General features: G+C 45.7%; 14 protein-coding genes and 1 tRNA gene. 7 read left to right on the top strand and 8 right to left on the bottom strand.

The genetic code is table 11. The features are described from left to right. Positions 1–841: 841 nt before the first annotated feature. Both EYM_RS04615 and EYM_RS04610 read right to left on the bottom strand, forming a co-directional pair. Positions 842–2,182 carry a hypothetical protein gene (locus EYM_RS04615; protein WP_075049890.1) on the bottom strand — a complete coding sequence of 447 codons (1,341 nt, stop codon included), beginning with the start codon at positions 2,180–2,182 and terminating at the stop codon, positions 842–844. 26 nt (positions 2,183–2,208) lie between these two features. Continuing rightward, a complete protein-coding gene (locus EYM_RS04610) occupies positions 2,209–3,462 on the bottom strand; it encodes a DNA methyltransferase (protein ID WP_217221068.1) in 1,254 nt (417 codons plus the stop codon). Positions 3,463–3,771: 309 nt separating this feature from the next. On the opposite strand from EYM_RS04610, the gene EYM_RS04605 reads away from it, so the two are divergent. The 4 genes from EYM_RS04605 (at position 3,772) to argF (ending at position 9,982) form a co-directional block, all read left to right on the top strand. Then, a complete protein-coding gene (locus EYM_RS04605; protein ID WP_083495051.1) occupies positions 3,772–5,202 on the top strand; it encodes a class I adenylate-forming enzyme family protein in 1,431 nt (476 codons plus the stop codon). Between the two features lie 112 nt (positions 5,203–5,314). Beyond that, positions 5,315–6,448 carry an MFS transporter gene (locus EYM_RS04600; RefSeq protein ID WP_075049887.1) on the top strand — a complete coding sequence of 378 codons (1,134 nt, stop codon included), beginning with the start codon at positions 5,315–5,317 and terminating at the stop codon, positions 6,446–6,448. 75 nt (positions 6,449–6,523) lie between these two features. Further along, positions 6,524–8,989: a phosphoenolpyruvate synthase gene (gene ppsA, locus EYM_RS04595; RefSeq protein WP_075049886.1), complete on the top strand. Its 2,466-nt coding sequence runs from the start codon at positions 6,524–6,526 to the stop codon at positions 8,987–8,989. 57 nt (positions 8,990–9,046) lie between these two features. Next, positions 9,047–9,982 carry an ornithine carbamoyltransferase gene (gene argF / locus EYM_RS04590; protein WP_075049885.1) on the top strand — a complete coding sequence of 312 codons (936 nt, stop codon included), beginning with the start codon at positions 9,047–9,049 and terminating at the stop codon, positions 9,980–9,982. On the opposite strand, the gene EYM_RS04585 is transcribed toward argF, so the two are convergent. After that, positions 9,963–10,772 (bottom strand): DUF1464 family protein, encoded by an 810-nt coding sequence (locus EYM_RS04585; RefSeq protein WP_075049884.1) that lies wholly within the window; start codon positions 10,770–10,772, stop codon positions 9,963–9,965. The genes argF and EYM_RS04585 overlap by 20 nt on opposite strands. Beyond that, entirely contained in the window at positions 10,744–11,253 is a 510-nt protein-coding gene (locus tag EYM_RS04580) for a hypothetical protein (protein WP_157058766.1), read from the bottom strand. The genes EYM_RS04585 and EYM_RS04580 overlap by 29 nt, the downstream gene beginning before the upstream one ends. 35 nt (positions 11,254–11,288) lie before the next feature. On the opposite strand from EYM_RS04580, the gene EYM_RS04575 reads away from it, so the two are divergent. The 3 genes from EYM_RS04575 (at position 11,289) to carB (ending at position 15,780) form a co-directional block, all read left to right on the top strand. Beyond that, positions 11,289–11,362 (top strand) — tRNA-Ile (locus EYM_RS04575). Between the two features lie 144 nt (positions 11,363–11,506). Further along, entirely contained in the window at positions 11,507–12,631 is a 1,125-nt protein-coding gene (gene carA / locus EYM_RS04570; protein ID WP_075050623.1) for a glutamine-hydrolyzing carbamoyl-phosphate synthase small subunit, read from the top strand. Next, a complete protein-coding gene (carB, locus tag EYM_RS04565) occupies positions 12,628–15,780 on the top strand; it encodes a carbamoyl-phosphate synthase (glutamine-hydrolyzing) large subunit (RefSeq protein WP_083495049.1) in 3,153 nt (1,050 codons plus the stop codon). The genes carA and carB overlap by 4 nt, the downstream gene beginning before the upstream one ends. Here carB and EYM_RS04560 read toward each other — a convergent pair. From EYM_RS04560 to EYM_RS04545, 4 genes are all read right to left on the bottom strand, one after another. Then, positions 15,749–15,937, bottom strand: coding sequence for a hypothetical protein (locus EYM_RS04560; RefSeq protein ID WP_075049882.1), 189 nt, complete (start codon positions 15,935–15,937; stop codon positions 15,749–15,751). The two genes, carB and EYM_RS04560, sit on opposite strands and share 32 nt — an antisense overlap. Continuing rightward, positions 15,934–17,829: a Glu-tRNA(Gln) amidotransferase subunit GatE gene (gene gatE / locus EYM_RS04555; RefSeq protein WP_075049881.1), complete on the bottom strand. Its 1,896-nt coding sequence runs from the start codon at positions 17,827–17,829 to the stop codon at positions 15,934–15,936. The genes EYM_RS04560 and gatE overlap by 4 nt, the downstream gene beginning before the upstream one ends. A 66-nt stretch (positions 17,830–17,895) precedes the next feature. After that, a complete protein-coding gene (locus EYM_RS04550; protein WP_075049880.1) occupies positions 17,896–18,537 on the bottom strand; it encodes a hypothetical protein in 642 nt (213 codons plus the stop codon). A gap of 44 nt (positions 18,538–18,581) precedes the next feature. Continuing rightward, positions 18,582–19,697, bottom strand: a complete 1,116-nt coding sequence (locus tag EYM_RS04545) for an NAD(P)/FAD-dependent oxidoreductase (protein WP_075049879.1) — start codon at positions 19,695–19,697, stop codon at positions 18,582–18,584. Positions 19,698–19,911: the final 214 nt, after the last annotated feature.

Raw genomic sequence — 19,911 nt, 5'->3', positions numbered from 1 at the left:
TGGCCGAAGATAAACCTCATATCCTTTTTCTCCAACAATCATGTTCACCAAAATATCTTTCCTATAAGGACTATAATGATCGTATAACTGTGAAATTCGCCTATCAGAGGTTTCGGGCTACTAATCGTATCTAATATAAGAAAGTATTTTTGTTTATTAGGGAGTCAAGCCATCTTGGCTAGTCGCAAAATATCGGATAAAGCTTCTGGATAATTGCTAATGGCTTTTCAATCAAGAAACCCTTATCTTAGATCTATTTATATCTCTCCACTTTTCTCAAAAGCATATCTAAAGTTGGATAACCCAAAATGATACTAAAGATGATTCGAGAGATTCGATAACTTGATTATCATAAATCCATAGTAGGACGTTAACCTCTATATCAGCACCTTCAAATGGACCATTGTATACGAATATGCTTACTGACACAATCGGCTCCCCAAGCGGAGAGTATTCAAACTCCAAAACCAATGTACTCCAGTAATATTTTCCCACTTAACTTGAGTTATTCTATAAGTCTCAAGAATTCTCCTAACAAGAAGCTTAGTACTAGGATGTAACTCGTATTCTAAAGGTCTTGTATCTTCTCCAAGATAATACAAGTACAAGCTTGGATAGAAGTCAGCAAAAACATTCTCAATGGTACTAAACAAACTAACTATCTTGGTAGTGTGAGTGTCTTATGTATTCTTATATATTATAGCGTCTAAACACCAGATGAATGGACACACTTACCTCTTCATCTCAATACAAAGACCCAACTTTCTACCCCTACTAAATTTATGTCTACTAAAATAGAAATCTTTATAATCATAGAATCCCTATTTTTATTAGTCATGTATTAACTCCATTTACATTGTTTGAAGTGTGTATCGCCCACTAAATCCCTTGTTAAATACAACGAGAGAGATGCATAGACTAATCTTTTCAAATATATCCAATTTTTCACATGATCGTTCGTCTCAAGTAATCTTAGAGGAAGATTCTTTTGTTCTAGGTGATTCAATAGGCCAATCGCAAGCTGTTGCACAATATCATTTACCTCACGAACATATTTCTCTAATGAACATTGAGAACTATGCTTGCCCGTACAAATATTATAAATGTCTTTAAATGATTTAGCCATATCATTTTCTTTTATTATATCGTAAATAAGCCTTACATTTGTTCTACCAAACACTTTGGCGACTTTTAACTCGTTTAGAACAATGCCAAAATAGAACCAAAGATCGTCAGCTATATTCCGATCCTCACTAAGAAGTTGATTTATGGTTTTGCCAGTATAATATCTAAAAAACTCGTCTCCAAACAGTATTCTAAAAATGATACTGATCTTGCCGTCTTTTAAGCAGAATCCTCTCTCCTTATTAAGTACCGTTTGTAAGGATTCGCGATCTACATGTTCCTTACAATATTTGTCAAATAGCTCGAATCCTTTGTTAAGAAGCTTTTCAACTTTTCCCAAAATTTGATCCTCTTGTACAATGTAACTTATCAGAGAACTTAGGCGTCCCTTACTAAAGTTATAATTATTTAAAAGTTCATGTTGCTCCGAAAATAATATTGCAATATCCATATAGATCGACTCGGCAACATTGATTATCTTGGTATAGTACCCATCTATCTCTAAAAGGCGTAGTAGATCATTGAACTTATCCAATAAGGATAACTGAGCTGTTCTCCCCCCAGTATGCTCACTAGTTCTTAATTCTATGAAGTTCCATTCCTTCTTATAGCTCATATTAGATCTCCTACGAATTACAAAATCAATCTTTTTCCGAGAATTATATCTTACTTTGAAGTATTCACGAAGAATTGATCCCAAAGGGACGTCAGTGCCTAATACCTCAAAGATACCATTAGTATTGATCCAATGTTGGATTATCTTCTCTGTAAATTTCCCGAGTCTAGGTCCTATTGACTGATGAAGGAGCTTTGTGATATAATACCAAGAAATAGATACTCTACCTAACACATCATTCTCATCTATGTCTTCTAGATTCTTGAGTCCAGTAAATATTTCATCGAATATATGAAGGCGTTTATCAATGTCTCCTTCATATAATATTTTCATTATACATGGAGTTAGTGTTTTAGTTGCAGACCATTGCATCTCTAATATCTTGTTCGTCTTGAACAAGTTTTGGGGAGTTATATAAAGCAACAGCAATGGCCTAGACATTATACTAACCCTCTTCATACCTTCCTTTATTTGGTAATAACCAATAAATGCTCGGTAGGCGTCCTCTCGTCCAGTATACCAGTAGCGGGGTTAATTCTGGATTCAAACAACCTTCTCGACTTTATTGTATCAATATATGTGGCTACATGTCTCCATCCGTGAGCCTCCATATGCTCCCGGATTATCTCATCAATTGGAACGCGCAAAGTCCTAACCTTTACCGGCCCAACGAATATTGCCATAGTATCGACCACGTCCTGGTTTCTCTCAAAGAAGCCCAAGATGGACTTGAAGTATGCGTCGTAGAGTTTCAATAACTTCTTATTATTATAACCCTCTATTATTTCTCTCACGCTCCAGTAAGTGTTGCTTCGGATATTTGTCTCTGGAGGATTGTTATACGGTATTTCCCTGGACGATAACTCTCTGAGATCCCTATCATTGTATCCGAGCCAGGCGAGTTCGAGCTTAAAACTCCTAATGTACTCTTGTGCTTGCAGATAAGGTGGTGAAGTTATTAGTAAGTCAATGTGCCTATCCACCTTGTTTACAATACTATCAAATATTGCAAGTTTGTCGTTATTCTTCCAACTGGTCTTAATTACCACATCGATCTTATGCGGGCGATACCTTTTGAACTCGGATACTTTCCTAATTACCACATTAACGTTTTTCCAGTACATATTCCAGAGCACGGCTTTCCAATTTCCTTTCAATAAGCTTTCAACTTTCCTTTTAGCATACTTTGATCGATATGTTTTAGCGATTTTTTCATCAGCCCAACTGAAGTACCTCGTAATTTTGAAGAGAGGTATAGACAGAACGAAGGCCTTAGCCTCAAGGTTCCTATCTTTGTATCTTTCGTATATATTATAGTGCCAAAAGCCCCACAGTTTACTCAAATAGTTTAAGAATTCCTCAGGATACCAATAATCAATGTTGCTCCAACTAGGAACAAATTCGCAACCAGAATCGTCCTTTAAGATGAAATCGCTCTTCCTAAGCTCGCCGTCATACATTGATGCTAGAGCTAAAACCCTAGACATAGGGTTTAGATCCCAGAGAACTGCGTTTCTGTTCAGAATCTTCGCTTCAATACCAACCGTCCCGTGTCCGGCGAAGGGATCGAAAACAGTATCGCCCTCTTTGGAATATTTCTCTAGCGCGAATCTAACGACGTGTGGGATGAATTTAGCAGGATGCATGTAAAGACCGTGTGTGGCATATGTGGTAGACGGGACGCTTTTCACCAACTGTCTAAACGACACTTCAAGTGCCACTGTGAACACCTTCGTTACCAAAATATAACAGCTTTAGTAAAATAATCAGATTGCGTCAACAAACAACCTAGCAAGTAAAAGGTAAGGATCCTATTAGCTATGACTTCGCCCTGGTAAGGCGGAGGTCCCGGGTTCGAATCCCGGCGGCGCTCCAAACCGCTACTACCATTCCTTAACAGACTTGATATCAAAGTGCTCACCATTTGATATCCTCGAGGCATTCCTCTTTTCGTGCGAGAGGAAAGGCAATACGAACGCGACGCTATACGAAGATATATATCGCATATGTCTCAGAATGCTCGAAGAGCCATGGAATACAAGGACCCCGGATTACCTGTTCATAAATTAATAGAAAAAGCTGCCAACGCCGAACCAGAAAAAGTAGCGCTGGTGTACGAAGATGGTACTCAAATGACGTATAAGGAGCTAATAGACAAAAGTAAGGCGGTTGCGTCCTTATTGAAGGAAAACGGAGTGAACAAGGGAGATACTACCTTCCTAATAATGTTTAACCGACCCGAATTCGTAACCGCTTTGCTGGGTAGCCTCTACGCTGGGGCTAGAGTAGTCATAGTAGACGCTTTAACGCAGAAGGAAGACCTGGAGATGCAACTCGAGGACTCGAAACCGAAGGTAGTAATTGCCGATAAGGAAGTTATAGAAAGAGAAGGAGCCACGCTTAGTAATTACCCAGTGGTGAACGAAGAGGACCTCAAGAACGCTTCCGGTTCACACGAAGTAGAAGTGAATTACGAGGACGATGCGAGAATATTCTATTATGCTGGAATAGCTGGAAGGACCATGCAAGTAATACACACCCATAGGTCGTTCACTGGCGCGATAATGCCCTTAGTTCAAGCTGAGGGGATTGAAGGGAGCGACGTGAGCCTAGTTACTATTCCATTGACCCACGTACTGGGTTTGGACGCAGCCTTAATGACCGCGCTCGTGAGCGGCGGAACAGCAATTCTATTAAAGAGATTTAACATTGACAAGATAAAGGAGTTATCGAGGAAGTTCCCGTCCACGTACGTAGTAGCTGTACCTTTGGTATTCCAAACGTTGATGAAGGAAGACGAAGGTTTCGTGAAGGAGCTTGGTAGGAGCCTTAAGTGGTCAATGAGCGGCGGCGCTTACCTACCGCCCCAAGACCAGCAGAAGTGGGAGGAGCTTACTGGGAAGCCTCTCCTTCAAGTATATGGAATGACCGAAGCTCCTCAGATATTCGCCACCACTCCGCAGAAGCACAAGATTGGGAGCTTGGGGTTCCCCTTGCCCGGCGTAGAGGCGTTGCTAGTAGATCCGGATACGTTGCAGAAAGTTGAGGATCAAGGAGAGTTATTAGTGAGAGGACCGCAAGTAATGAAGGGTTATCCCGATCCTCAAGAGAACGAGAAGGCCTTCGTTGTGGTAGATGGAAAGAAGTGGTTGAGGACCGGAGATATACTCTCGAGAGACTCGGAAGGATTCTATTACTTCAAAGGAGTTAGAAAGAGGATGTTGAAATACAAAGGTTATCCCATATTCCCTAGGGATCTAGAGTTAATACTCCAGAAACACCCGTGTGTAGAGGAAGTCACGGTAGAGGGAGAACCGGCCGGCGACGTCGGCCAAATACCGGTTGCGAAGGTCAAACTAAAGGAAGAATGCAAAGGTAAGGTGAGCGAAGAAGAGATAATGAACTTCGTAAACAGCAAAGTAGCTGCATACAAGAAAGTTAGGAAAGTGGTCTTCACCTAACTCCTCTTTTACTCAATAACTAGATTATCGAAGACCTTCTTTTCAAAACCTCGCTCTAATCGCACTATCGCATCTAATTAACTGTGAGGTATACCAGCGCAATTGATGACTGATGAACCAATGGAAGGGAATAGCATTAGCGTTCGCGCTATCGCTAAGCTCGTCCGTCGTCTCAGTTAGTTTGCCCTACATGTTGTTATACCTAAAGGGAATCCTAGCCCCTTCCAAAACGTTGCCCGCGCAATTGGTCGCTATTGACTTAGGGGCTCTATCGACTGCATTCATGCTTAGTAGAACGGTTGCTTCTTCCCTTTCGCACCTCTCGAGGCCATCTATAGCGTCTCTAACGTTATTGATATCGCTAATTGGCATGGCGTTCTCAACGAGCGTTCCCCAGTTACTAATCTTTAGGATACTCCAAGGTTCCTCGCTAGGGCTCATCTGGCCCCACATAGAGTACAGTATAGCGAAAAGTGATAGGAAGTCCTCGAACTTAGCTTTACTGAACTTGTTTTCGAACTTGGGGTTCTCTACCGGAAACTTAATGGGAGGGTTCCTAATATTACCAACGCATCCAGCTAGCGTTAGGATCCCATTCGGCGTTTCAGCTCTGATAGCGCTTGCTAGCTTACCTCTGCTCGTCAATTTAAACGTCTATAAAGGTAGGGGTTCGACTTCGAGCGCCATGAAATACCTCTACCTAAGTGCCCTCTTCAGCGGTATAGCCCTCGGAATGAGGGTTTCCGTCTTACCTACTTACATTATCCAATACGTTACGGCATCTCCCAAAATGTATTCAATTGCAATGGCAATTCCGGGTTACACGGTTCTATTCGTCTCATACCTAATAGCCAGGAAGACCGACTTCTTAAGCATTGAGAAGAAGCTCCTCCTCAGTTCTCAACTTAAGTTCATACAAGCAATAAGCACCTCCCTGATAGGCTTCACTAGGGATTACGTTGCACTGGTGCTCTTGTTGATGCTCAGTAGGTTAGGCGCTTCAACTTCGGTATCGATATCCAAAGCAGCTCAAGGCGAAATGGGGGCCTCCGTGAAGCACTTCGGTTTCAGGCAAACGATGTTCGGTCTAGGCAACGCGATAGGGCCCCTAGTAGGGTCATTCCTATATACTTACCTCGAGGGAATAGGTCTTGGAGGAGGTTGGGTGTTCGCTTTCTCTGCCCTTATGAACGTGCTCTCATCATACTCACTGTGGAAGAGTATGGTACATTTGAGGAATAGCTGAACATATGGTATATGTTGTATTGGCATGCATAAACCTTATAGCTCAACTTACAGATACGCCCCTTGGGGCCTCCTTATGTCTCAAGATAAGTTGAACAAGGTAATATTGTGGTTCGAAGAAATAGGGAAGGAAGACATCAACCTAGCTGGAGGAAAGGGAGCGAACCTAGGTGAGCTAGTTAGGGCGGGTATACCAGTTCCTCCAGGTTTCGTAGTCTCTTCTACTGCTTATAGGAGGTTCATTAAGGAAACTGGATTACTGGACAAGATAAACGATATGTTGAAGGACATAGACGCCAGTAACGTTAAGGAACTAGAGGCAAAGGCGGAAGAGATAAAGAAATTGATATTGGAAACGCCCATGCCCAAAGACATAGAGGAAGCGATAAGGAACGCCTACAGAGAACTCGCAGCGAAGGTGGGAGTGGACGTAAATAACTTGAGGGTAGCGGTGAGATCTTCCGCAACCGCTGAAGACCTGCCCGACGCGTCATTTGCTGGACAACAAGACACTTACCTCAACGTTGTTGGTGAAGACTCGGTTGTGGAACACGTTAAGAAGTGTTGGGCTTCTCTATTTAATGCAAGAGCGATAGCCTACAGGATAAGCAAAGGGATACCTCACGAGAACGTTGCTATGGCCACTGTAGTCCAAAAGATGGTGAACGCTAGGAGCGCTGGTGTAATGTTCACCCTAGACGTGAGGAACGGTGATAGAAGCAAGATAGTAATAGAAAGCGCTTGGGGCCTAGGCGAGGCCGTAGTTGGCGGTAAGGTTACGCCGGATACCTTCGTTGTAAATAAGGAAGTAGTAAGGAAATACCTAGACGTGGACCCCACTCAAGTGGACGAGAACGTCCTAAAGGAAGCAATTATAGAGAAGCATATTTCCAAGAAGGAAATAGCAATTAGGTTCGATTGGGAAAAAGGAGGTACCTATGAGGAACCCTTGCCTCCGGAGCTCGCTGAGAAGCCCTCTTTGGAAGATAGGGAAATCTTCGCATTGGCGCAAATGGGCATCAAAGTAGAGGATCACTACAAGAGGCCCATGGACATCGAATGGGCTCTCGACGCTGACATGGAATTCCCCAAGAACGTGTTCTTACTTCAAGCGAGACCAGAGACTGTCTGGAGCGCTAGGGAAGAGGTAAAGGTAAGGCCTTCGGAAGAGGAAGAGGTGGAGCACGTGGAGGCCGAGGTATTAGTTAGAGGTCTCCCCGCTTCGCCCGGCATTGGAATAGGCGTTGCGAAGGTTTTAAGTGACCCTAAGAAGGACGCCGACAAGTTCAATGAGGGGGACGTTCTAGTAACTAAGATGACCGATCCGGATTGGGTCCCTCTAATGAGAAAGGCCGCTGCAATAGTTACGGATGAAGGAGGTATGACCTCCCACGCTGCAATAGTGTCTAGGGAACTAGGAATTCCTGCCGTAGTCGGTACCAAAGAGGCCACCAAGAAAATCAAGAGCGGTATGACGGTTACAGTTGACGGATACAGAGGCGTAGTTTACAAGGGTAAAGTGAGAATAGGAGAGGAGAAGAAAGAAGAAGTTACCGGTGGCACTGGTATAGGAATACCTTCCGAAGAGCTCAGATACCTCTTCCCAGCAACCGGTACGAAGATCTACATGAACTTGGGCGAGCCTAACGCCATAGATAGGTATAAGGACCTACCGTTTGACGGAATTGGGCTAATGAGAATAGAATTCATTATTACTGACTGGATAGGCTATCACCCGCTTTACCTAATAAAGGAGGGTAAGGAGACGTACTTCATCAACAAACTTGCGGACGGGATAGCTAAAGTCGCCTCCGCAATATATCCGAGACCAGTAGTAGTGAGGTTTAGCGACTTCAAGAGCAACGAGTACAGAGGACTCAAGGGCGGCGAGGAGTTCGAGCCCGAAGAGAGGAACCCGATGTTAGGCTGGAGAGGCGTATCGAGGTACATAAGTCCTACGTACGAACCGGCCTTCAGACTAGAGCTTAGGGCCATAAAGAAGGTAAGGGAAGAATTCGGACTCAAGAACGTATGGGTAATGTTACCCTTCGTAAGGACCACGTGGGAAGTAGAGAAGGTCCTAAAGATAATGGAAAGCGAGGGACTTCAAAGGAACAGGGACTTCAAGGTATGGATAATGGCTGAAGTTCCCAGCGTGGTGTTGCTAGCGGACGAGTTCTCGAAGCTCGTTGACGGCTTCAGTATAGGTAGCAACGACCTAACTCAGCTAGTGCTAGGCGCTGACAGGGACAGCGACCTATTGGCTAGAATGGGTTACTTCGATGAGAGAGACCCGGCAGTGCTCAAAGCAATCGAAACCTTGATAAAGACGGCTCATAAGTACGGAAGGACCGTCAGCATATGCGGTCAAGGACCTAGCGTATATCCTGAACTAGTGGAGTTCCTAGTAAAGGCTGGAATAGATAGCATAAGCGTAAACCCAGACGCAGTAATCAGAACTAGGTACATGGTAGCTAGCGTTGAAAGGAAGGTAATGCTCCAGAGGTTAGCCAAGCTCGAAGAGAAGTTAGGTAAGGAATGACGTTTCCATAGAAACGCATTAAGTTTTTACAATCTATACTTACCTTGGAAAGGAAATATGAAGCTAAAGGGAAGGAACTTACTTTCTCTAATGGACTTCGAACCATGGGAAATTAGGTACCTTCTAAGTTTATCTCTATCAATGAAAGAGGAATACCTCTTAGGCAAGAGGTACTGGGGATACTTAGAGAATAGATACCTAGCGTTAATCTTCGAAAAGCCTAGCACGAGGACTAGAGTCGCTTTCGAAGTAGCTGCCAAGCAATTGGGTATGCATCCCATATTTATCTCAAAAGAGAACAGCCATTTAGGTAGGGGTGAACCCGTTAAGGACACCGCTAGAGCTCTATCTCAGTATGTAGACGCAATAGCTGCCAGGGTCCTAAAGCACGAAACCCTAATCGAACTTTCCAAATATTTCGATGGAGTAGTCGTGAACGCTCTAAGCGATAAGTTCCACCCTACTCAAGCCTTAGCTGATGCCATGACTATCTACGAGAAGCTGGGTAAGGTGGAAGGAGTCAGGGTGGTCTTTATTGGTGACGGAAGAGATAACGTGGCCCACAGCTTGATCTTGGCGCTCACCAGTTTAGGCGCGAACGTAAGGGTCGTTACAGCACCTGGATACGAGCCATTGGATGAGGTATTGTTTGAGGCGATGGAAAGGGCCAGGAGGAGCGGAGGGAGCATGGAAATAGTTTACGATCCTTGCAAGGGCGTGGCTGGAGCGGACGTCATATATACGGACGTTTGGGTTAGCATGGGATTCGAAAGCGAAGCCGATAAAAGGAAGAGGGACTTAGCGCCGTATCAAGTTAACAAGGAGCTAACCAAATGCATCGGTAAGGATTTCCTCTTCATGCACTGCTTGCCTGCAGTTAGGGGAGAGGAGGTTACGGAGGAAGTAATTGAAAGCGATGTTAGTATAGTATGGGATCAAGCGGAAAACAAGTTGCACGCTCAGAGGGCCGTGCTCAGCGCATTAGTGCCTTGAGAGTATCACAGAAGTATCTCGGCGTATCACTGAAGAAGTTCTTAGGTTTCGTCCCGCAGCACCAAAGGGCACTACCTATAGCGGCCGACCACTCGTCTAGCTCGCTAGAATATATTATCGTATCACCCAGAACTGGTTTCAAGAACCTTATCCAACCTTCCACCACTTCTCGGGGAGCTCCGCATTCAAGTAAGTCCTTCTTCCTTTGAGGCCACTTAAAGGCAATGAATATCTCCGAATCGATGCATCCGGGAGTGCATCGCCCGGGGACCCCCCTAGTGGAGCCGAGAACGAAGGTGATTGCTTTATCGTTTACCTTCAATATCGAGGTGAAGCAACCGTCATCTATCAAAGTAAAGTCACTGAGGCCCTCTGAGTTAATCAAGTAGTTACATTTAGCCACCTTATCCGGAGTGCCGCTATCAACGGCGTTGAAGAGGTTCCATATCGGTACTTCGCCGCTAGCCCCTCCGGAAGGCAGTATAACTACTTCTTTGAAAATAGAACTTGATATGAGCTTCCTGAACCCGTGAGTCCCAATATCTCTTTCCGATCCTAGAAGGGAAACTGGATCTCTATAAATTTCAATGCCGTTTAGCTCCCTCCACTGAAGGCCCCCCGCAACGCATAACTTTTCAACACCTATACCCTTCAAGAAACGGATTAGTTCGAGTACTTCTTCCTTCCCCTTAGCCTCGCGCGCTAAGACTTTCCTAGTGCTGCAATCGAAGGCTACAGCTCTTATTCTCCTAGTACCGACGTCAATTCCCCCTACCAGGGACGTGCGCATTAGGGTTTTCCCTCTTCACGGGTATCTGCAATTTCTCAAAAACGACCTTTACTGCCGGGAAGTACTTCGGGTCTCCCGCCGATCCTCTTAATATACCTTTCACGTACTTGGCCTTATAGACCAATTCGCCATTCGAGTAAACTTCCACTGTACCCTTAACGCGCCTCTTTGGGTTCGGGTGAGGCACCTTTACCATGCTCACGATCACTAGGGCCTCCTTGTTCCCATACTTCAAATTTACCTCTTTCGAAATGCCCTCGGAGTAAGTTTTAGGCGGAGACGAGCCAGTGGGTTGAATTACTTCAATTACCTCATTGGTGTCTAAGTTAACTCTTGCAGCGAGTCTAACGAACGCGTGCTTACCGCTCTTGCTTCGCGATTTCTCTAAGATAACCTTAAGGGAGTGCTCGGATCGGCTCTTCTTCATCACTAAATCAGCCAACCCTGCGAACGTCATCGCTGTATAAAAGTAGCTATTCAAAATTTAAAAACTCGCTTATGCGAGTGTTCATCGGAGGGCCCGTAGCTCAGCCCGGCAGAGCGCCCGGCTGATAACCGGGTGGTCGGGGGTTCGAATCCCCCCGGGCCCATTACAACGCCTCTCAACAACCTCTTCTCGTCTCCCCATTCTCAATCTACTTAGACTAGGGAACCCCATCTTGTTTCGTCTAAGGAAATTAAAGACTCTCCAAAAAATTATAAATACTGTTCAAGGATCCTTTACGTGGGTTTTAGTGGACTGCGAAGAATATGAGAAAGGTTACCTAATATTGGAGGATGGCACCGAACTGGAAGGCTGTCTATTCGGAAAGCCCCAGACTTCCTTTGGCGAGGTAGTCTTCACTACAACAATGAACGGCTACCCTGAATCGCTAACGGACCCTTCCTACAAGGGACAAATATTAGTTTTCACCCACCCGATGGTAGGTAACTACGGCGTGCCTTCACCTAAAATAATCCACGAACCCTCCGGTTTACCCCTTCATTACGAGTCCGATGGAATTAAGGTAGAGGGTTTCGTTATATCGTGGTTAACTAAGCCAAATCACTGGGCCTCGGTAGAAAGCTTGGAGAAGTGGTTCGAAAGGGAAGGAAAAGTGGGGATTTGGGGAATCGATACCAGAATGGTAGTTAAGAAGCTCAGAGAGAACGGCGTAATGATGGGAGCTATAACAACAGATACAGAGAGGGAAGCAGCGAAGGAGAGGCTCGCGCAAGTACCTAGATACGATCAGAGGGACTTCGTAGAGAGCGTCGTTCCTAAGAAAGAGCTCGTCTACGGGAACGGAAGGAAGAACGTCATCGTAATCGATTGCGGAATAAAGTACGGCATAATTAGGGAGTTGGTCGAGAGGGGTCTAACGGTAACTAGGGTCCCATGTAACGAGGACTTGGATAAGTTCCTCGGCCAAGCGAGCGGGGTGGTCTTCGGAAACGGACCGGGGAATCCTACGCTGATCTACGAGAAATACGGATTCGAGAAGAAGATCGAGGCCGTAATAGAGTACGGACTCCCAATACTAGCAATTTGCCTAGGTCACCAGTTACTGAACATGTACTTCGGATCGAAGATTTACAAAATGAAGTACGGACACAGAGGAGTTAACAAGCCTGTTAAGGACGGCGAGAAGTGTTTCATTGTAAGCGAGAATCACGGGTTCGCCGTTGATCCCAAAACTTTAAACAGGACCAAGCTCGAACCTTGGTTCTTCAACCCCGACGACGGTACGTTAGAGGGGGTTAGGAGCAAGGATCGCAAGATACTGAGCGTTCAGTTCCACCCCGAGTCTTCCCCGGGGCCTCATGATACGAGATGGATCTTCGATTTGTTCGCGAAAAACGTAGGGATGGTGGAGTGAAGGTGGACTTAAAGAAGGTACTCGTCATAGGTTCGGGAGCAATAAAAATAGGTGAGGCCGCTGAGTTCGATTACAGTGGCAGTCAAGCGCTTAAGGCTCTAAAGGAAGAGGGCATCCAATCAGTTCTAGTTAACCCAAACGTGGCAACGGTTCAAACGACTTACAAACTGGCAGACAGGATATACTTCTACCCATTAACTGAGGAGTTCTTAGAGAAAGTAATCGAAAAGGAGAGACCAGATGGGGTAATGATAGGATTCGGTGGGCAGACTGCCTTAACGCTCGGAGTCAGGTTATGGAAGAAAGGCGTGTTCCAAAAGTACGGGATAAAGGTACTGGGTACCCCGATTAGGGGCATAGTAAATGCGACGGACAAGACCCTCTTTAAAGAACTCATGAATAGCAAGGGCATTCCAATGCCTCCTAGTAAGGGCGTTTCTTCAGTTGAGGAAGCTATTGAAGCTGCTAAGGAAATAGGTTACCCAGTTATAGTAAGAATAGCGTTCACCTTAGGTGGAAAGGGCAGTTTCATCGCATGGAATGAAGGGGAACTAAGGAAATGGGTGAAGAGGGCCCTAGCTCAGAGCGAGGTAGGCAGAGTATTAATAGAGAAATATCTCCATCATTGGAAGGAGATCGAATACGAGGTTGTAAGAGATAGCAAAGGCAACGTGGCCGCAATAGCTTGCTTGGAGAACTTGGATCCCATGGGCGTCCATACGGGCGATTCGATAGTAATAGCGCCTTGTCAAACCCTAACTAATAGAGAATATCAGTTACTGAGAGATACTTCCTTTCGAGTGGCTGAGGCCGTAGAGCTCGTAGGGGAGGGTAACGTTCAATTAGCGCTCGATCCTAGGAGCGAGGTTCATTACGTAATAGAAACTAACCCTAGGATGAGTAGAAGCAGTGCCCTAGCTAGTAAGGCAACTGGTTACCCGCTCGCCTACATAGCAGCGAAGTTAGCGTTGGGATACGAGCTCTGGGAAATATTAAACAAAGTAACCGGAGTCACGTGCGCGTGTTTCGAACCTAGCCTAGACTACGTGGTACTAAAGGTACCGAGATGGGACTTAGAGAAGTTCGATGGCGCTATCAAGACGCTCGATAGCGAAATGAAGAGCATAGGTGAAGTAATGGCAGTTGGAAGAAACGTCGCTGAAGCTTTCCAGAAGGCATTGAGAATGTTAGACATAGGAAGCGATGGATTGACCGATTTAAGCGAAGAAATAGAGAAGCTCAGTAAAGAGGAAGCCCTTGAGAAGCTCAGAAGGAGGGAGCCCTACTGGCCTTTCTACGCTGTAAAGGCTCTAAAGGAAGGGGCAACCTTAGACGAAATTCACGAGGCCTATGGAGTAGATAAGTACTTCCTATACTGGATCGAGGAAGTAGTTAGGGCTGAAGAGAAAGAGCGGAACTACGAGCGCTTGAAGAAACTAGGTTTCTCTGATAATAAATTAGGAGTAGACGTAAGGAACGGTGCCTTACCATGGGTTAAGAGGATAGACACCTTAGCCGCTGAGTGGCCTGCGATAACGAATTACCTATATTTAACGTACGATGGCATGGAAGACGATGTGAGTTTCGAGAATAAGAGGCTGAAGACAGTAGTGCTCGGCGCTGGCGTGTTCAGGATAGGAGTTTCAGTGGAATTCGACTGGGCTGTAGTAAACTTGGCTAAGAGCTTAAAGGAGATGGGTTCCGAAGAGGTAATTGTAGTGAACTACAATCCCGAGACGGTCTCGACCGATTGGGACGAAAACGAAAAATTGTACTTCGACGAAATATCTGTAGAGAGCGTTTACAAGATAGTGAAGAAGGAAAGGCCGTGGGGGGTCGCCGCCTTCGCCGGCGGCCAACTCACTAACAAACTTTACAAAAAGCTACAAGACTTAGGAATACCGTTACTGGGAACCAGCGGAACTAGCGTAGACATTGCCGAGGACAGGAACAAGTTCAGCGAGCTCTTGGACAAGCTGGGCATTCCTCAACCGCCATGGATTAGCGCGAGCAGCATTGAGGAAGTGAAGAGGTTCGTGGAAGAAGTAGGCTTTCCGGTGATCTTGAGGCCAAGTTACGTGATAAGTGGCTACGCCATGAAAGTAGTGTGGAATTGGGAACAACTAGAGGATTTCCTGAAACTATCTAGTAAGGTCTCTCCCGAATATCCAGTAGTGGTTTCCAAGTTCCTCGCAGATTCCATAGAGGCGGAACTGGATGGAGTCGGTGACTCTAAGAACACCATAGCAATACCTTTGAGTCACATAGAACCAGCTGGCGTTCATTCCGGAGATTCCACTATGGTCACACCTCCTCTATTGAACCTAGACGTAGTATCTAAGATGAAGGAAATAGCATACACGTTAGTGAACGAACTTGAAATAATCGGACCCTATAACCTTCAGTTCCTGATATATAACAACAAGCCTTACGTAATTGAACTTAACCTTAGAGCTAGCAGGAGCATGCCCTTTACGAGCAAGGCCAGGGGAATTAACTTAATGGAATATTCTGCTAGAGCAGTGTTGAGGGGCGCGCTGGGAATAGAGAGTTCCGAAGGCGTAATCGAGCCGTCTGCTCGAGCGTGGGGCGTTAAGTCGCCCCAGTTCAGTTGGACCCAGATAAAGGGTGCGTACCCGGAACTAGGACCTGAAATGAGGAGCACGGGTGAAGTGGCCGCTTTCCATCAAACCTATGAGAAGGCGTTGCTGCTTTCGTGGCTCTCAGCCACTCCAAATAAGCTACCGAAGCCCAACTCCAAAGTATTAGTCTATACTTTAGAGAATTACTTCAAGAGGGACCTCGAACACGCGATACAAGCCGCCAAGATCTTCGATGAATTGGGCTATGAAGTAATAACCTACGATAGAGCGCCTTTAGAGGGGTTCACTGCCCTAAGCAAAAGCGAGATACTCAGATTAATGCAAAGCAATGAAATCGGTCTCGTAGTAACAAGTGGTTCTAATAAGAACTTAGATTACGAAATTAGGAGATCCGCCGTAGACCTAAACGTTCCATTAATTCTCAATTCATCGCTCGGCATGGAGATAGCTAAAGCAATGAAGACCGTGAGGGATATAGAGAGCGTTGAGGTCTTGGAGTACTCGGAAACCCTCTTTAGTAAACGTTCAGAACCCAGAAGGCCATAACGAGGCAAGTTAGGACGTCAACCAAAATCAATATCCACTTAGCCACGCCCTTAAGGCCTATAATAGATGAGACGAATGTAGCCGTTTGAAACAATATACCTATTGCAATAAGCATTAGGATAGCGGCCACAGTGACCCTCAATGGGTCAGCGCTCATTTCCCGAGTTCCTCCAATGCCTTCCTAACCGCTTGAGCGACTACTTTACCATCGACCTTGCCTCTTACTTTCTCCATTACGCGACCCATGACGAGACCGAAGCTCCTATCGGGACCTCTCTTCATTATTTCCTCTCTCAAGCTCTGGACGACTTCCCTGACTATTCCTTCCACGTCTACCTTCTCCGTAAGACCTAAGTCCTTTATAGCATCCTTAACGCTCTTACCCTTGCTCACTTCCCTGAGGACGTCCGGTATCACTTCCTTAGCTATGGTACCTTTACTGACCTCATCCAATACCTCCTCTATCTGCTCATCTCTTATTTTATCTGTTTCTATTCCCTCCCTCTCTAGCTCCTTCAATGTATCAACGACCGTCCTCACAATAATTGAAGAGGGGAGCTTGCCGTGGTACTTCTTTATGAGCCTATACGTTAGATCGAACCTAACGCTAGAGATTGCCTTTTCGGCCATGTCCTTGGATAGGCCGTACTTTGAGGTGAGCTCCATCAAAAGTTCCACTGGATTCTTAGGCTTTAGCTTCTCGGCTTTCGCTAACATTTCCTCTGTTATCGTTACGGGAGGTACGTCGGTCTCGGGATACATCCTAGCTGCACCGGGTCTAGGTCTTAGGAATCGGGTGGTACCATCTGGATTAGCTGCGCGCGTCTCTTCGGGAACGCCTTCTATTGCCTTAGCGGCTCTTTCCTTCACGGCCTCTAGAGCCAGTCTAGCTTGATCGGAGGTCGCTAAGACAATTACGAAAGCGTCCTCTTCGGAACAGCCGAGCTCCTCCTTGATCGCTTTCACTTCTTCAATAGTTATCCCGTACTTCGGCAACTCGTCGCTGTGTATGATACCGCCAACGCCTGCCCAGAACTTAGCGTAATCAGCTAATTCTGTTCCGAACCTCCTGTTGGGCTGAACTTCCTTCCCTAGGAGTCCAGCGAACTTAGGTAACCTTATTGCCCAAGCTCCCGCTCCCCCATCTAACGCCTTTCTAACCAGCTTGCTTTGAGATCTCATCGCAATATGCGTTACGTCCTTTTCCTTTTGAGACAATACTTCCTCCTTCGTTACACCTCTCTTAATTAATTCATCCCTTATTTCAAGCAGTCTCAATTGACGCATCACTTCGTACTCAATTACTTTATCTATTATTTCGAGTTTCTGAACGCCCTTAATTTCAGTCTTGGCTCCTCCCTTTATCGAAACGTTCAAGTCTTGCCTTATAGTTCCAAGGCCCCTCTTCACTCTCCCAGTGAGCCTCAACATTTGGCCTATTCTCAAAGCTACAGTCTTAGCTTCTTGCGGGGTCTCAATGTCCGGTGCTGTAGCTATTTCTATTAGAGGTATCCCAAGCCTATCCAATTTGTAGTGTATGAACCTTCCTTCCTCCTTTATTTTCCTAGCTGCGTCCTCCTCTACGCATATGGTCTGTATACCTATCTCCTTCTCTCCTATCTTAACCTTACCGCCCAAGGCGACTAGCATAGTCCTCTGGAAGCCCGAGGTATTGGATCCGTCGATAACCATCTTCCTCATAACGTGTACTTCGTCTACGACGTGTGAGCCGAAGGCCCTAGCCATGGCTAGGGCAATTACAATGCTATCAGTGTCCACGTCGTGAGGTGGTTCCTCGTCAGCTTCAACTAAACAAGAAGCAGAGCGGGGAGCGTGGTAGACGTAGGTTCTTCCCTTCCTCCACTCGAAAAGGGCCGCTATGTCCACTTCGCCCAATTCGCTCCTAACGGGTCTCAGTCTCCTCTCGAACACATCTTCCTCGTCTTCTTCAACGAGTTCCGGTTTGCAGTGGCAGAACAGTTTCCTCTCGGTCTTCAATTGTTGGTGTAATTCGAGACCTACTTTAAGACCCAGATCCTTATAATTCAACTTGCGAAGTTCCCCGGAATGGAACCGACTCTCATCTTAAAAATGAGTTTCACGCCCACTGATTCGCTAAAGTATTATATATACCCTGTAGTCGTCCCCATCCCTTTCTATATCTATAGAGTAGTAGTCGTATTTCGATTCGATTAAAGATAGAAGAGAAATTACGTCGAAGTTCTTAAGATCCACGTCTAATCCATAGAGTTCTAAGATCTTCCTCATTGGATCTCGAGATTGCACTACCTCCTTCACCGCCTTCTCTTCTACCGCGGCTCGCAGAGATACTACCGCTCCTCTACGAACCTCGAGTTCCACGAACCCTATCACATCCTCGTACGGTTTCGTCTTGACTTTCTTGCCGCTTACTTCCACTAAAACGTAATCTTGTTGAGGAATTAAGTCGACCTCTAATCTCTCGCAATACTCCCCGTTCTCCTCAAAGCTCTCCAGAATACATGAGTAGCCCAAGCTCATCAACTCGGAACACAGCTCCTCCAAGTCCTCTCCGGTGGCCTCTATCCCAAGGGCGTTGAGGACCTCGTCAGGCAAGTTCCCCTTTAACGCATCTAATACTTTTTCTACGTCCTCGTCCCGTACAACCACTTTCAATTCCAAACCGCTCTCGCATTCCCGATAGACGAGGTGAGGACGTGACTTGGCGTTCCTAACAACGGGCTTCTGTTGGTAAGTGTCGTACAATATCTCTTTCATAAATTTACAACACCGAAAGCGAAGAAATAAGGGAGATCAAAAAATTAGTACCCGAATAATTGCTTCAGTAATCCTTGTTCCCATGCGTCCTTCCTTTGGGTGTATTCGTACTTAGGCTCTGGGTCCTTGCTACCTACAGGCTTTCCAGAGCTGAAGTCCAAGCTGAACTGTACGCTCAGAGTCTTCAACTCACCGCTCAAGTTACCGGCGTAGGCCCATCCTGAGAACTTGTAGTCAATGTAATTCCCACCGCCTACTCCGAGCATCTCCATGAGCTTTATGGCGGCGTTCCTAGCGCTTATCATAGTGACTTCAGCGTTCTTGGGGAAGGGTAACTTGGCTACCTCACCTATAGCAAAGACGTTGTCGTAGTCCTTCAACCTTAGGTCCTTCGGACCTCTTACTTCTAGCCAATTCTCGAAGAGCGCTGGTTTGTTAGGCGGTAGTATTACCTTGTAGTCGGCCTTAATTTCAGTTCCATCGCTTAGCACTACGCCTTCCTTAGTAACTTCGGTAATCTCCTTTCCTAGGTGAACTTCGATCTGTGCCTTCTCGAACAAGCTTAGCCATACGTCAGCTATTACCGCTGGCTGAGGCTTCTCGTTAGCGTCAACGAATATCAGCTTAAACTTGTCCCTAACGCCTCTGTGCCTCAGTACCATATCGATAGTCATTACCGTCTCGCCGGGCGCGGGCGCACAGCGGTAAGGCATCTTAGGAGCGTTAACTACGATGGTGCCTTCAGTAGCGTTCCATATCAAGTTCTTCAAGTCGAACAGCTTACCTAAGTCGTACACGTTGAAGACGTGGTCTTCAATCTTGATAGCATCGTAAGCGTAGCGGGTGCCTAATGCTATAGCTAGGTATTCGTATTCCACTTCCTTTTCAGAGGTTCCGTGTGCTAGAACTACCTTGTTATTATCCAAATCGACCCTAACAACTCTTCCGTACTTGACCTTCACTTCCTTGGGAAGGAAGTTGTATCCCCTAGTTATCCTGTCCACTTGTTGTTCGCCGCTAAGCACTAGAGGCCTGGAGGGACCGCTGATGTAATAGTCGTGAAGGCTTATTACAGTACTTTCGATTCCCCTAGCAGCGAGTTCCTTGGCGAAAGTAAGGCCGGCAACGCCACCGCCTAGTATCAAGATCTTTTCCTTCATCGAAATTTTCACCGTTTACTAAATGCTCGGTCTGGGCAATTATGTTAGGACGTTTTTCTTCTTATAGGAATTTTTAAAACCGAGTTAGATTTGATCGCGTCTACGCTAATTGGAATTAGAATTCGTTACGCTATCGCAGATACTTGGACCTAGATTGCACGCAAATCTCATAAGGGTGAACTCAGACTATTGTCTATTACCGTTGTTCAATAAA

Source organism: Ignicoccus islandicus DSM 13165 (assembly GCF_001481685.1).
Lineage (GTDB): Archaea > Thermoproteota > Thermoprotei_A > Sulfolobales > Ignicoccaceae > Ignicoccus > Ignicoccus islandicus.
This window is presented reverse-complemented; position numbering and strand designations above follow the sequence as displayed.